14 protein-coding genes and 1 pseudogene are annotated in these 14,129 nt (G+C 58.5%); 4 read left to right on the top strand and 11 right to left on the bottom strand.

Going from position 1 to position 14,129, the window contains the following annotated elements; translation table 11 throughout:
• From Q4D83_RS08150 to Q4D83_RS08140, 3 genes and pseudogenes are all read left to right on the top strand, one after another.
• Nucleotides 1–590, top strand: a pseudogene (locus tag Q4D83_RS08150) (hypothetical protein); the annotation flags it as partial.
• A 93-nt stretch (nucleotides 591–683) separates the two neighbouring features.
• On the top strand, nucleotides 684–1,301 hold the full coding sequence (locus Q4D83_RS08145; protein ID WP_303174579.1) for a hypothetical protein: 618 nt from the start codon (nucleotides 684–686) through the stop codon (nucleotides 1,299–1,301).
• Nucleotides 1,302–2,141 carry a PrsW family intramembrane metalloprotease gene (locus Q4D83_RS08140; protein WP_303174578.1) on the top strand — a complete coding sequence of 280 codons (840 nt, stop codon included), beginning with the start codon at nucleotides 1,302–1,304 and terminating at the stop codon, nucleotides 2,139–2,141.
• Here the strand turns inward: Q4D83_RS08140 and Q4D83_RS08135 are convergent.
• The 7 genes from Q4D83_RS08135 to Q4D83_RS08105 all read right to left on the bottom strand — a co-directional run bounded on the left by Q4D83_RS08135 (nucleotide 2,138) and on the right by Q4D83_RS08105 (nucleotide 9,957).
• Nucleotides 2,138–2,935: a hypothetical protein gene (locus tag Q4D83_RS08135; RefSeq protein WP_303174567.1), complete on the bottom strand. Its 798-nt coding sequence runs from the start codon at nucleotides 2,933–2,935 to the stop codon at nucleotides 2,138–2,140. The genes Q4D83_RS08140 and Q4D83_RS08135 overlap by 4 nt on opposite strands.
• A gap of 2 nt (nucleotides 2,936–2,937) precedes the next feature.
• Nucleotides 2,938–4,746, bottom strand: a complete 1,809-nt coding sequence (locus Q4D83_RS08130; RefSeq protein WP_303174565.1) for a glycerophosphodiester phosphodiesterase family protein — start codon at nucleotides 4,744–4,746, stop codon at nucleotides 2,938–2,940.
• Between the two features lie 39 nt (nucleotides 4,747–4,785).
• Nucleotides 4,786–5,667, bottom strand: a complete 882-nt coding sequence (locus tag Q4D83_RS08125) for a CPBP family intramembrane glutamic endopeptidase (protein ID WP_303174563.1) — start codon at nucleotides 5,665–5,667, stop codon at nucleotides 4,786–4,788.
• Nucleotides 5,668–5,822: 155 nt separating this feature from the next.
• Nucleotides 5,823–7,025 (bottom strand): mannose-6-phosphate isomerase, class I, encoded by a 1,203-nt coding sequence (gene manA, locus Q4D83_RS08120; protein WP_303174562.1) that lies wholly within the window; start codon nucleotides 7,023–7,025, stop codon nucleotides 5,823–5,825.
• Nucleotides 7,026–7,037: 12 nt separating this feature from the next.
• The gene (locus Q4D83_RS08115) at nucleotides 7,038–8,021 is read right to left on the bottom strand and encodes a hypothetical protein (protein WP_303174561.1); all 984 of its coding nucleotides are present in this window, start codon (nucleotides 8,019–8,021) and stop codon (nucleotides 7,038–7,040) included.
• A 22-nt stretch (nucleotides 8,022–8,043) separates the two neighbouring features.
• A complete protein-coding gene (locus Q4D83_RS08110; protein WP_303174559.1) occupies nucleotides 8,044–9,420 on the bottom strand; it encodes a phosphomannomutase/phosphoglucomutase in 1,377 nt (458 codons plus the stop codon).
• 93 nt (nucleotides 9,421–9,513) lie between these two features.
• On the bottom strand, nucleotides 9,514–9,957 hold the full coding sequence (locus tag Q4D83_RS08105; RefSeq protein ID WP_303174557.1) for a DUF3499 domain-containing protein: 444 nt from the start codon (nucleotides 9,955–9,957) through the stop codon (nucleotides 9,514–9,516).
• A gap of 173 nt (nucleotides 9,958–10,130) precedes the next feature.
• Between Q4D83_RS08105 and Q4D83_RS08100 the strand changes: the two genes are divergently transcribed.
• On the top strand, nucleotides 10,131–10,583 hold the full coding sequence (locus Q4D83_RS08100) for a metallopeptidase family protein (protein ID WP_303174555.1): 453 nt from the start codon (nucleotides 10,131–10,133) through the stop codon (nucleotides 10,581–10,583).
• A 74-nt stretch (nucleotides 10,584–10,657) separates the two neighbouring features.
• On the opposite strand, the gene Q4D83_RS08095 is transcribed toward Q4D83_RS08100, so the two are convergent.
• From Q4D83_RS08095 to rfbD, 4 genes are all read right to left on the bottom strand, one after another.
• A complete protein-coding gene (locus Q4D83_RS08095; RefSeq protein ID WP_027012498.1) occupies nucleotides 10,658–10,969 on the bottom strand; it encodes a WhiB family transcriptional regulator in 312 nt (103 codons plus the stop codon).
• 274 nt (nucleotides 10,970–11,243) lie between these two features.
• Nucleotides 11,244–12,362 (bottom strand): NDP-sugar synthase, encoded by a 1,119-nt coding sequence (locus Q4D83_RS08090; protein WP_303174724.1) that lies wholly within the window; start codon nucleotides 12,360–12,362, stop codon nucleotides 11,244–11,246.
• A gap of 32 nt (nucleotides 12,363–12,394) precedes the next feature.
• Nucleotides 12,395–13,276 carry a glycosyltransferase family 2 protein gene (locus Q4D83_RS08085; RefSeq protein ID WP_303174551.1) on the bottom strand — a complete coding sequence of 294 codons (882 nt, stop codon included), beginning with the start codon at nucleotides 13,274–13,276 and terminating at the stop codon, nucleotides 12,395–12,397.
• A 5-nt stretch (nucleotides 13,277–13,281) separates the two neighbouring features.
• Nucleotides 13,282–14,121, bottom strand: coding sequence for a dTDP-4-dehydrorhamnose reductase (gene rfbD, locus Q4D83_RS08080; protein WP_303174549.1), 840 nt, complete (start codon nucleotides 14,119–14,121; stop codon nucleotides 13,282–13,284).
• Nucleotides 14,122–14,129: the final 8 nt, after the last annotated feature.

The raw sequence follows: 14,129 nt of genomic DNA, 5'->3' as shown, positions 1-14,129 counted from the left end.
GCTACCCCGACCAGCGAGCTCTACACGCTCACAGCCACAATGCCGCTCCTCTACCCAAGCCCGATCTTCCAGATCCACATCCGGACACAGATCAGCCGCCGCCGAACCCACAACCTGAGCCGCCGGCGCCAAACCCGCAGCCCGAGCAACCTGAGCCCCCGGTGAATCCGGCACCGCCGCAGGACCCACCGGCTCCGCCGCAACTTCCGGAGCGGCCAGACCCGAACCATCAGGTTGACATTGATACCGGCCAGGACGACGCCCCAGGCGATAACGGTGCGGTTGCGGTTGCTGCCGAGGCAAAACCGCCGTCAGCTCTCGAACAATTCCTCACCAAGATTGGTTTGGCAAAGGGGCCCGCAACCGACACGGACAAAGATTCGAAGGATTCTGAGGACGTGACCACTCGCGATAGGGAACCGAGGAACGAAACCGAAGAGGAAAAGAAAGAGCGCGAGGAGCGCGAGGAAAAAGAAAAGGAAGCCAAAGAGAAGACCGGTAAGCACCGCGCTGACGATAAGGCTCGCGCCGATGAACCTCGAGAGCCCTTCACACCGGAAAGTAAAACCGAAGTAGCACAGGAACGCTAACTGCTTCGCTCGTTTTTGACCGGCGCATTCCGCTGTCGATACAGTATTGCTCGTTGATGCGACAGGGTGTCACGTCGACGTGAAGGCGGAAAAATGGATAATGGAAAAACTCGGAAACGGCCGAGTTTTTTGGCGCACAATTCGTGGCGCGAAAAGCCCCAATGGTCTGTACTGCAACTGGTTGTTTTGATTATTGGAGCAGTGGTACTCAACTTGGCGCCCAGTGGGTTGTCGAACATATTGCCACCAGCGGACGAAGAGACCACGAATGAGCAAGTGCTCCTTGGGTCCCCAGAAGCAAGCGAAGAACAGCAGATTCAATTGCGAAATGCTAATGGCGAAGCCATGCTGTGCCCCCGCGAACCTCTGGAACTATTCACAAGTTTTAGCTGCGGTGATGCGATAGTGTCCACCATTAAACTGGAAACGACGGATCCGAATCTCAGTATGCAGCGCATGATCCGAGCAGCTACTCGCACTGGTTTCCCCGAGGCGGACGCAGTGCAAGAAGGCAAACTTTGGGCCTTAAAAGTACCGGACGATCAAGCCGAAAAGCTGGCACAAATTGATACAGGCGATACGCTGACCGCGTTTGCAGTCCCAACTCCACATTCGGAACCTTCGGAAAACTCCATGATCATAACCGTTGTCAGGGGCGCACCGGATGTCGCGGAAGCTGTGAAGGAATCCATGGAAAAGGCGGCGTCGTAAATGAACAAAGCGTATTTCTACACTGCTTGGGCTTCGGCAGTGCTTTCAATCCCAATCGCGGGGCTCATGGCCTTTGGTAACGCTGGTTTGAACCCCGCGAGCCTATATGTTGGTCTGCCACTCTCCGCAATGTACCTCGCAGTGTTTTTGCTGGCGTTCCGCTGGGCAAAGCTCGACTGGAAGCCGATAACCGTCGCGTTTTTGTGGGGTGCGGGCATCACGTTTGCGTTTGTCTTGAGCAGCGGCGAGGGCCCAACGAATTTGCCGCTGCAACTAGGAGTCAAGCAATTCACCGCATCATTCGCGGGTGGTTTCCCCGAAGAACTCGGCAAAAGCCTGGGCATCCTGATAATACTGTTGGGTTTTCAGCAACTTTCCCGCCCGTGGCACGGCTTTATCGTCGGCACCTTCGTAGGTTTAGGCTTCACTATTGCGGAAAACATCGGCTACGGCGCCATGGGCGGGATGCTCCACGCCACCAGTGATGTGTTTGGCGTAGCTCACATCTGGGGGTTGCGCACCGCGCTCGGCCCCGCCCAGCACGCCGTCTACTCGGGCATCATTGGGTTTGGCATCGCATACGCCCTGTTCAAACCTACGGGCAGCAAGTGGAACCGTATTGGGGTCGCCGCAGCCTGGTGGTTCCTCGGATTTATGCTGCACTTCATATGGAACACCTCCTGGGAGACGTACTGGTACCACGCCGTGAGCCTTACCCTCGCAGCGGGCGTGGCCTACCCTCTCTACATTTGGCTGTATGTGAAGCTGCGGGAGGCAGCATTGGAGGAACAAACCGACTCCCCTACCCCGCCGATCCCCACGGCCGACACCGCGGCTTAAGGAATCAACCCGTCCTTTTGCAGCCGCCACACACGCTCGGTAGGCGCCACCTCCGTGGCCGTCCACCGAGCGATGTGGGACAGCCAACTTTTTTGGGAACTCGCCGCGCGGATTTGAATATCTCGATCAACGTAGGCGAAATTGTCTTTACCAATCGCAAGCAACGCCAAGCCCTGGTGCGCGCCGTCACAGCACAATTGTGTGGCGTACGCATCTGCGGTGAATTCCAGATGGCGGGTCACCAACGTGCGCAAACCCAAAGTACCCATACATGGGGCGGACAAAATGTTCCAGCGTTTCGTGTGATGGCCAGCCACGAAGTGCCCAATCTGATGGGCGATCAAGAAGCGCAGCGCCTCTGGGGTGTTTTGCTCACGGCAACCAGCCACAGCCTCCACGCCGATAATGATGCCGCGGCGAATACCCGGATTTGTTGAGCATGGGTTAAGGGCTGGATCTTTAGTCAGACTTGCCGGAGGCACTTGTTCCAACCCGGCCTGCTGGCTCAACTCAACAATAGTGCTGTGGATTTCTGGGAACTGCTCCGCAGTGATCGGAGTGTTTTGGTATACCGATTTTGCGGCATGATAGCGCTGCCAAAACACCGCGACGAACGGGAAGCTAATCAGCGAAATAAACACGACGAGCGCGTTATCATCCAGCGGGTTAATAATAAAGAAATACACCGAAATGCACGTGAGAATTACCAGCATTACCGCGGATACGATGAGGAACACAATGCCGGTATTGTGGTGCTGGCGCAACACCCGCTGAACATTTGGTGCCTGGTCCACGGCTAACCTCCGAATACTTCGTCAAAGATCCGCTCGAAGTCAGATCTCTTGGCATAATCTTGCTGCCCCTGTTGGACTTGCTGCGGATAATCGGTGATGATGCCATCCACGTTGGAACCCACAAAGCGGGAGATTGATTCCGGGGTGTTTACCGTCCACACCACAGCCTTCTTGCCAGCCTTGTGGAGGGATTCCACGGTGGCTTTACTGGCTACGCCTTCCTCCATAATCAAATAATCCGCCTTCAGCGTGGTGGAATCCCCAACCACGAAATAGTAGAGGTATCCCGTCAGCAATTCCGGGTACTTCTCCTCCGCGTAGCTAATCAGCTCGTAATCGAGGCTGAGCAGAACGACGGAATCCTCCATACCGCGCTGCTTGATCATACGCGCCATATCATCGACCATTGCACGGTCTGCGGTCTTGCCTTTGAGCTCAAGGAAAATGCCAATATTGCCGTCGGCCACATCCATCACTTGGTCAATCGTGGCCACGGGCCGTGCCGGCGCACCTTCAGTAAACAAGTTTTGCAGGCTGATTTCCTGAATCTCCGCGAGGGTTACATCGGGCGCCGCGGCGTTCACCCCACCAACACGTTGGAACGTTTCATCGTGGTTGAGCACATAGTGGCCGTCTTTGGTGCGTTGGATATCAATCTCTGTCCAGTCGATTCCCTTATCGATCGCGGCTTGGATACCCTCGAGGGAATTTTCCGCATCAAGGTCCCCACCGCCTCGGTGAGCGACCACTTCAATGTTGCGATCGTTACGGAACACGGCGTCGAAATCGCTTGCCAAATAGCCTGCCAACGCCACGACACCCAGCACGGATACGACAGCCGCGAGTGCGAGCGGCTTGCGAGCACGGCGATCCTGGGCGATGACGTCTTCACCGAGCGTGCCGGGCGCATTCGACCACGCATATAAGCGTGTGAAATTGCGTAATTGTAGCGGCGCCGCGAGGAATAATAGCAACGCCACGACGCCGCCGATATTGAGCATGGCGAGCAGTAATGCAAATCGGGTAGCAAATTGCCCCTGCGGGAACAATGCGGCACCCGCCAATGGGATGAGGGAAAACACGAGTACCACGGCAAGCACCACCGCGGCGAGCACTAAGCTCACCACCAGCACCATCGTCAATACGGAGCGCCAATTCGCACGTACGAATGCGGCGGATTTCCGCAGTCCCTGCCAGGGAGTGACGCGGTCGACGAACATGATTTGGATGGTGTGCGAAAACAGCACCGCAACCACAGCAAGGATTACTAGCGCCACCGCGTACAGCGTGTAGTACAGCGTATTGTTTTTGATCACATCCAGCACAAAGTTTGGTATTTGCAGCCAGCTGAGTTGACTGAGCGCTGGCCCCACCCCTGCAAGCGGCACCACAATACCGAGGTACAGGATGAGCAGTAACGTTGCGGGGTGCCAAAAGCGCGGAATCGCGCGCAGGGTGATGAGCAATAATTGGCGCGCATTGGGTCGCGGCTCACCGCGTAGGCGCATGTCCTCGGCAAGGATAAACGCCGCAATGTCCACAACGATAAACACACCCAAGAACACCAAGGTAACAAGGAGCATGCCAGCGCCAATAGGGCTGAACAGCACCGATTTGAAGTCCCCCGAGCTAATGGTTTCCCGCCCCGTGATACGGATCAATGCCACGGAAAGAAACTGGAAAAGTGGAAACACAATGAGCGATAACAGCGTTTTGGTGAGCAACTGGTACCGCAGGTACAGCCAAATGTCGCTCGCGAGCCCAACGGGCAATTTCAGCTGTGAAATCCGTGGCGAATTCAGTTTTTGCATGTGGGGTATTGCTTTCTAGTCTCTGCGCGAGGTATGTTTTTACGCTGGATCCGTGCGCCGCATCCGGGAAAATTTTGGCCACCATATAGTCAATGCTGCGATAATCACAACGCCAAAAATACTCGTGATAATGCTACCTTCAAAACCAAATTCAGCACCGGAAATGAGTTCCCTGCCGGCAATGGGCGTCGCGTCAAATACTGAGGCTACGATAGCGTTGCCGGAAACCTCGGAGCCAAACAGGTAGCCTTGGCTGAAATTCCACGCGGAGTGCGCCAGCCCAGTAATCCACATATTGCCCGTGCGGTAATACAGCAGCGCAAACACGAAACCAAACAGCACAAGGTTGATGATCGGCATGACGGTCAACCCAGGGTTGAGCGCGTGGAATGCGGCAAAGGCAATAGACGTGACCACGATGCTGGTACGATCGCCCCAATACTTGGAAAAGTGCGGCATGAGGTAGCCGCGGTAGACAAGTTCCTCCCAGGTGCCTTGGAACGCAAAGAACACGATTGCTAGGCAGATAGCACCAAGGCCGTTCAATGTGAACGCGTAGCTGTAGTCCACCCCGCCAAACAGCCAAGTCAACAGTGCCACGAGTGCCAAAAGCCCGGCCCCCAGACCAACGCCAAGCAGCATGGAACGGCCTCGTTGTTCACGCACAAAACCGAGGCTTTCCCAGGAGATTTTGGAAGCATAGATCATCAGCAACCCGCCCAACACCACGGCGCTGATCATGCCCAACGTGCTGGCAATTGTGATGGGGTTGGCCTCCCATGCCTCGCCGGTAATCACGGCAGCTAATGGCGTTACTACACTGGGGATAAGGGCGAGCACCACGAGGGAAACAATGATGGGAAGGCCTGCAAGCCGCCATCCGCCTTGCTTTGAAATAGCGTCAACCCGCCGCTGATACATATTGCCTACAATTCTTTTTGGGTGTGGGGGTGCCGCAAGCACCTCGACAAAGACCAACCAATCAAAACACCCAGCGCACGGAAACACAAATACCCCCGCACGCACATCCACACATGCGGGCACAACCCCGCAAGAATAAAACCTTCCCCAGTGTGCTACACGTGCGCCCGGAACACGTGAGCCCCCACCTCGCCAGCGTGCAACGTTACCGCACCAGAAGACTCCGGTAGCCACAACGCTTCAGCGGAGCCCACGCACACATCGTCTTCGCCGTACTGGCTGGCCCGAAAAGAACCTCGCGCGCACAACACGATGGTGGGACCGTCTGGCTGAATGTCCAGTTCTTGGCCGGGTTCCATTACAGCGCTAGCCAACGCAAAATCCGCGGCCGGCACCGGGTAATGCCACCAGCCTTCGCGCATCTCTGGCACACGCACTGGGTTGCGCAAACTGCGAAAGTCCAGCACTTTTACAAGTTCCGGCACATCAACATACTTCGACGTCAATCCGCCGCGCAGCACATTGTCACTGTTGGCCATGACCTCCACCCCGAGGCCCCGCACATATGCGTGGAGCTGCCCAGCATCCAAGTAAATAGCCTCGCCGGGTTGCAGGGTGAGTTTGTTCAGCAGCAGTGCCCCCAGCACACCGGCATCGCCGGGGTAAAGCTCGGCGAGCTCAATAAAGTTCTTCAGCGCCTGCTCGATCCAGCCGTGTTCGGACGTACCGGCGATGTGTTCGCGCGCCCGCGCCACCAACGCTTCAATGAGTTGTTTACGCGCTGCAATCGGGATGGTAATCCACGTGGTAAACAACGCCCGAATGTTGGATTCCTCTTCGGCGGGGTCACCTACCAGCATGGTGCGGTAGCGCTCCAGCTCAGGGCAGGCCAGCACGTCAAACAACACCGAGGTTTCCACCAAGGGGCGGAACCCAGCCATGGCTTCGAACTCGGTCAGCGCAACAATGAGTTCGGGCTTATGGTTGTCATCTTTGTAGTTTCGCGTGGGGTCATTGGCCGCCAACCCAGCGTTGTTTTCCCGCGCAAACCCTTCCATGGCTTGCGCTTTCGAAGGATGGGCCTGCAGGCTGAGCGGCTCATTAGCCGCGAGGATTTTCAGCAGGAAGGGCAGGTTACTGCCGTATTGCTCAACCACTCGTTGCCCAAGCGCCGCAGTTGGATCTTCGGCAATACGATCAATCAGGAGCGTCGAACCTAGCCGTGAAGAACCCGCGGGGTGCGCACCAAACCAGAGTTCCGCTTCTGGTGACGCGCTCGGCGAATCCCCCCGAAGTTCGGCAATCGCGGTGCGTGATCCCCAAGGATACGCGCGAATTACACCAGAAAGCAGTTCCACGAAGTTCCCGTCCTATTCATTGCACTCAAACACGGCCGCGGCGAGCGCGCGGACCACGAACCGAGCGGACACGGCTAACGTACCGAGGCTCGTCGCCTCACAATTTTGTGCGTACGTTGCTACCGCGAATCCGGCTTCTGGGGCGTGGTCCACGCCCCAGACAACAACCTTCAACCCTAGCACCGGCTCCGTCGTATCCACGTACGGATCGTAAAAGATATCCTTTTTCGTGCGAATCCGCGTGTGGAGGGATTCCATCACTTTCGCGTCCGCCGCAAAACAGACCAGCCCGCTGCGCTGCCATACGCGCGCAATGACCTGCGCTGCTGGCATGTATTCGGGGCTGGCGGTGTGCACGACTTGGCTGCCGTCGATCGCACAGCGCAGCTGCCGCGCGGGGTTAATGTCCACGTCGCGTTCCGGGCTGAGCGCCAACATGTCCTCATCGAGCAGGTCTGCCACCCGTTCGAGCTCTTCGACGACCACGCGTTTGTCAAACACCAGCGATTGCAGCACGGCAGAAATGGCGTACGCCAACCGCACCGGGTTGGCGTCTGGCCCGGCGGTGGGCGGCACGGGAATCACCGGCGCTGGAGACTCATCCATGAGCGCGGCGGAACCTTGGACCAAGAGGGTACGCACGCCGCGGCGTACCGCTTCGCTCATAGCGGCGGTGGCGGCCTCCTCCACCCGGAGGGACCCATCGGTGGCAATAAGCACGATGTCCAGCGGCCCTACAAACAGCGGCAGCGTTGCACTCACCATCACTGGGCACTCAGCCCGCACGGCTTGGGTCACCATCTGCACCACGGCCGCATCCTCGGCTGATTCAGACACCACGATCACGCTGCGCGCGGACATCCCCAACAGGTCGTCAAAAGCACCGGAGGCCACGTATTGGGCGAGTGCGCGGACATGCGCGCCGGTATGCGCGACGTCGAAAAACCGCACAATTTCGGGGTCGTATCGTGAGCCATCCGTGTAGGAGAGGTCCATACCGCACCAGCGTAGTGGAAAACTACGCGCGGATAATGCCCAAAATTTCCGCCACCAGCGAATCCACCTCGTCTTGGGTTTCCGCCTCCACGTTGAGGCGCAACAGCGGCTCCGTATTCGAGGCGCGCACATTGAACCACGCCTTCGAATCGGCAAGCTGTACGGTCACCCCGTCAAGCTCGTCCACAGATTCGGTGCGATGCGCAAACGCCTCCAACACCGCCTGCGTACGCTCCGCCTGCTGTTGCTTGTTCGCCAGCTTGGAGTTAATTTCCCCGGAGGCAAAGTACGGGTCGTAGCGCTCCATAAGCACGGAAAGCGGTTGATCCTGGGACCCTAGAGCGGCGAGTACGTGCATCGCGGCGAGCATGCCGGAGTCCGCGTTGAAAAATTCGGTGAAATAGTAATGCGCGGAATGCTCTCCGCCGAATACAGCTCCCGACTCCGCCATCGTCGCCTTAATAAAGGAATGGCCCACGCGCGTGCGTACCGCCACCCCACCGTTGGCGGCGATTGTCTCCGGCACAAACTTCGAGGTAATCAGGTTATGGATGATCGTCGCTCCCGGATGCTGCGCCAAGTACCGCTCCGCCACAATCGCACAAATCGCCGAAGGAGTGACGGGCGCACCGGTTTCGTCCACCACGAAGCACCGGTCTGCATCCCCATCGAACGCGAGGCCGATATCCGCGCCGGTTTCCACAACAAATTTCTGCAAATCCACCAGGTTTTTCGGCTCCAGCGGGTTCGCCTCGTGGTTGGGGAAATTGCCGTCCAGCTCAAAGTACAACGGTTTGATTGTCAGGGGCAGGTCTTTGAGCACTTCCGGAACGGTGAGCCCACCCATACCGTTACCCGCGTCGACGGCCACCACGAGCGGGCGAATATCACGCAAATCCACCAGGCCACGCAAAAATTCGCCGTAGCCGGCCAGCACGTTACGGTCCTCAATGGTGCCAACAGCACCGTCGTATGCGGGGACGCCGTTGACAAGGTCGTCGATAATCGTGCGCAAGCCGGATTCCTGCCCCACTGGGCGCGCGCCTGAGCGGCACATTTTAATACCGTTATATTCGGCCGGGTTGTGGCTGGCGGTAAACATTGCGCCGGGGCATTCCAACACCCCGCTCGCGTAGTACAACTCATCCGTGGAGGTGAGCCCCAGCGCGATCACGTCCACGCCTTGCGACGCCGCGCCCGAGGCAAACGCCGCAGACAACGCCGGGGAGGAATCCCGCATGTCATGCCCAACCACGATCACGCCGGCACCTTCCTCCCGCATCAAACGTCCGAATGAAGCGCCTGTGTCGCGCATGAAATCGGCGTCAAAACCGTCGCCTACTACTCCGCGGACGTCATAAGCCTTAATGACAGCTTCAACCGATTCCCGGGTACGCATAGAACACTCCTTGGGTGAGCGAAAACCAATACTCGAGCATTCTACTGTGTCTGGTGCACAAACCTTTGAATCGTTCGAGAACCTACGAAAAAATTACGGCGACGCCTCCGTGTCCGGCACAACAAACAGGTGTCCCTTCCGGTGAATCGGCGGGGTTTTGGGGCGATGCACTGGGTGGTTCGTGCCCGTGCTGTTCCGCGCAGCCCGCGGCTGGCGGCGAGCCTGCTGCGGTGGGTGCTCGTCGAATTCTTGTAGCACTAATCCGCTGGCGTTTCTGCCTGCCTCCCGCACAGCTTTTGCCAGCGCGGTGAGGTCGTCATCGGCGTCATCGTGTTCAATGTCGTCGACGCGAAGCATTTCCCATCCGAGCGGCGCGGTAATCTTCGCCGCGTGCGCCTCGCAAAGGTCCCAGCTGTGAGGTTCGCTGTTTGGCGCAAGTGGCCCGACCACAGCTGTGGATTCCGAGTAGGCATACGTGAGTGTCGCTACGGCGGGCTTGCCGCAGCCTGGGCGGGAACAGCGTCGAAAATTGCTCACAATTGCAAAGTCTAGACCTAAACTTCACTGTTAGGTAGCCCGCCACTCCCAAGCGCAGCTAAGAGGGCGCAAACGCGCGCATAGAATCTCCGCGCAATCCCCGCACGCTTCCCGCGCGAGCGCTGCGGCGCGCCCACGGGGGTTTCCGCATTGCGGTGAATAGAGTGTGGGGTATGCGGATGAGGAATTTTCGGGATCGCCATGGGCGCGGGGTGCGCGGCCCGCTGTTTCCGCAATCGGTACCGCGATACCAAACCCGCTCCCAACGTTTCGACGCCCTCGTGCTCGACGCCTACGCACCACTCCACCAGCGATACGCCGCGCAACTGCGCAATTTGGATATTGCAATTGATTTGGTACCGCGAATGCGCCACCACGCCCCCGGGTTTTTTACTGATGAGGTGTTTGCGGACGGCTCAGTGCCGCTGGGCAGGGTAATTCCCGCTGGCATTGACGCCGCCGGCGCCCCGACCCGGCCGCGGCTGGTGTTGTTCCGAACACCAATTGAGCAGCGCAGCCGCACGCTTGAGGACCGCCGCTCGTTGATCCACACGGCGCTGGTTGCCCTGCTGGCGAACCACCTCAACATGTCCCCGACAGATATTGACCCCGGCTACCGGTGGTGACTGGTAGATCCGGGGTCATTCCTGGGTGCGTCGCAACACTGCCTGCGAGTGCGGCGGCGCTTACACGTTCAACATCAACCTATCTGACGCTTCAGGCGGCGACGTTCACGCTCGGATAGACCGCCCCATATGCCGAAGCGTTCGTCATGCTCCAGCGCGTACTCTAGACATTCGTCCCGCACGGCGCACGCTTGACAGATGCGTTTAGCTTCGCGAGTGGAGCCACCCTTTTCTGGGAAGAATGCCTCCGGGTCAGTTTGAGCACAAAGGGCTTGTTCCTGCCACTCCTGCTCCACAAAGCCAAACAGCTCGTCCAGCGTTAGGGCTGAGCTATCCACACTGCCCGTGGCGTCGCGGAGAGTTGCGTCGCTAGCGAAATCTTCCACGCTATGCTCCTCAGTTTCTCCGTTACTGTAATTCCATGCCGCACTACATAAGCGGCGTGGAGATGAACATTTGTGATTACACATTGCTTCCGCTGGGATCGTCAACCCACTTCGAAAGATGTGTGATTTTCAAGCTAAATCTGTTTCACTTCTTCACCAACAGTCACATGAGCCACATATTGACAATGGCAGGGGTAAACGCCAGGGGTACTACATGTAGTGGCAATACGGCTTAATTAACTCTATGTACCACCAGTACTACGCACAGGCACCTCTAAGCATCCGATGAAAAACGAATCCCATTATCCGGGATAACTACCCCCGGCCACACCCGCATTCCTTTGCGTAATTCGCACCGCGCGCCGATCTGCGCACCGTCACCAATCACACAATCGGCAATACGTGCATTGGCCCCAATATGAACCCCAGAAGCAATGATCGAATTCTCTATCACCGCGCCCGGTTCAATGGTCACGCCATCGAACACCACGGTGGCATCGAGGCGACACCCGGCACCAATTTCCGTGCCCCGGCCCACCACGGTACCGCCCAGCAGCAGCACGCCATCTTTCACGCCAGCCGTATCATCAACGAAGCTTTCCCCGGTGCGACCCGTCAGCACGGGCGAGTACGCAATCCCACGCACCAAGTCCGAGGAACCCCGCACGAAATCGTCCGGGGTGCCCATGTCCCGCCAATAGGCGTGGTCCACATGCCCGAACACGCGGCGCCCCTCCTCCAATAAGCGCGGGAAGGTGTCGCGCTCCACGCTCACGTTTCTACCTGCGGGAATGCTTTCGATCAGCTCGCGGCGGAATACATAACAACCGGCGTTAATCTGATCGGTCGGTGGATCCTCTGTTTTCTCCAAAAAGGCTTGCACGCGCCCATCGCGGTCGGTGGGCACGCACCCGAATGCGCGCGGATCGGCCACCCGCACAAGATGCATGGTCACATCCGCATCCTTAGCCACGTGCGTGTCCAGCACGGCGGTCAAGTCCGTGCCGCCAAGCACGTCGCCGTTAAACACCATGACCGTGTCGTGCCGGAGCTTGTCGTACACATTTCTGATGCCGCCGCCGGTGCCGAGGGCTTCCTCTTCCACCACGTATTCGATTTCCAGACCTAGCTCAGATCCATCACCGAAATATTCCTCAAAAACCTCAGCTTTAAAGGACGTCCCCAACACAACGTGGGTGATTCCGGCCGCCTTAATGCGAGCCAAGAGATGGGTCAGAAACGGCACACCCGCCGTCGGCAACATCGGCTTCGGCGTAGAGATCGTGAGCGGCCGCAGCCGGGTACCTTTCCCACCGACCAAAATAACGGCGTCTGTCTTGCTCGCGACCGAACCAGCAGCCGAACCTACATCGCCGCTGATATTGCTGCGCATTTCGCTCATCGTCCCAACAAGCCTTTCTGTATTTACGATTTGTTTCGAATCTTCGCGGCGCCAACCGCAATCACCGTACGCAGCTTCAGCCCCAACCACAGGGCCGCCCGCAACGGCGCCTGCCACCACGCCGCATGTCGGTCCGCCTGGAAGCGATAGGCGCTATCGTGATGCGCGGGCAGCATAAGCTCTGGGTGCTCACCCGCCGCATGGCCCTTCGCGTGCGTGATCTGCGCACTGGGGCAGAAAATATTAAGCCAGCCTGCACGCCCGAAGCGATCGCCTAAGTCAACGTCTTCCATATACATGAAGTAGCGTTCGTCGAATCCGCCCACGGCATCGAAGGCTTCCCACCGCAGGAGCACACACGAGCCCGATAGCCAGCCTGCGGGACGCTCCCGCTGCATGTCCGCATCGTCGCGGTACGCCTGCGTCCAAGGGTTTGCTGGCCACACGGCGCCAAATAGGGCGTGCCCAATCCCATTTCGCAGGGTAGGCACCGCCCGCGCCGAGGGGTACGGGGAACCGTCGGCTTCCCGGATGTACGGCCCAATCGCCGCCGCCGTTTCATACCGACGCGCGCATTCAATCATGCGATCGATAGCGCCGGGGTCGAACACCACATCAGGGTTGCTCACTACGAAAAACTCCCCGTCAAGCTCGCCCGCTGCTCGACGCCCCGCCAACGCCCGCGCCGCCGCGTTCACCGCACTGCCATACCCAATGTTGCCGCCGGTACGTAACAGTTCCACCCCGGCACACACGGCAGCCTCCGGGGCACCGTCCGTGGAGCCATTATCGGCCATGATGACGTGTGTCGGCTTCTCAGTCGCCTCCGGCACCGATTGCAGGAAGTCTTTCAGGTACTTGCCAGGTGAATACGTGACAGTGATTACGGCTATGGGAGTCTTCACAGCCACTAGATTCTAGCCGTAGTCGCTCGTGCTACACCCGTTTGCCACGCAGGTAGCGGGCGCAAACCCGCAGCTTCCCACGAGCTAGAATCCAACACCGACCACGTCGGGCGGGCCGCTGGCCTGGGAAAATCTTGAGAAGAACATGCGATAACGCGCTCAGGGTCCGCACCCGCGGCGCGGAAGGTCTCGCGGGCGAGATCCCACCACGAAGCCTGCCCCGCCCCCACCGCATGCAGCACCCCCCGCGGCCGAAACTGTGCAACCTCCCACAACCCACGCGCCAAATCCAGCGCATAGGTGGGGCTACCCACCTGATCGTCTACGACGCGCACCTCGCCATCCCCCGCCGCCAGGCGGAGCATGGTGGATACAAAACACCCATGGTTGGGCAACGTATTTCCGCTATACACCCACGCCGTTCGCACTACCGATAGATTGTTTGAAACTTCCATGGCTGCGCGCTCGCCCGCAAGCTTCGTTGCACCATAAACGGTGCTGGGGGCAGTCGCGTCGTCGATACGCAATGGGCGGCGCCGATTGCCACCGAACACGTAATCTGTGCTCAGTTGCACAAGGTATGGCCCGCGTTGAGCTAAGTAACTCGGCGCGTGACCGTTGATCGCCATCGCCGTCGCCGCATCCGACTCCGCCGCATCGACGGCCGTGTACGCCGCGGCGTTGATAATCACATCCACCTCGAGCGCCGGATGCTCGGCCACCGCACGGCGATCAGTAATATCAAGTTGACCGCGCGTAAGGTAATGTGCCTGTGCGTGAGGTGGTTGTGTCAGACGCAACGCGGCGGCAACTTGCCCGTCTCCACCTGTCACTGCGACACGCATGCCTTAGA

Source organism: Corynebacterium sp. (assembly GCF_030532715.1).
Taxonomy (GTDB): domain Bacteria; phylum Actinomycetota; class Actinomycetes; order Mycobacteriales; family Mycobacteriaceae; genus Corynebacterium.
This window is presented reverse-complemented; position numbering and strand designations above follow the sequence as displayed.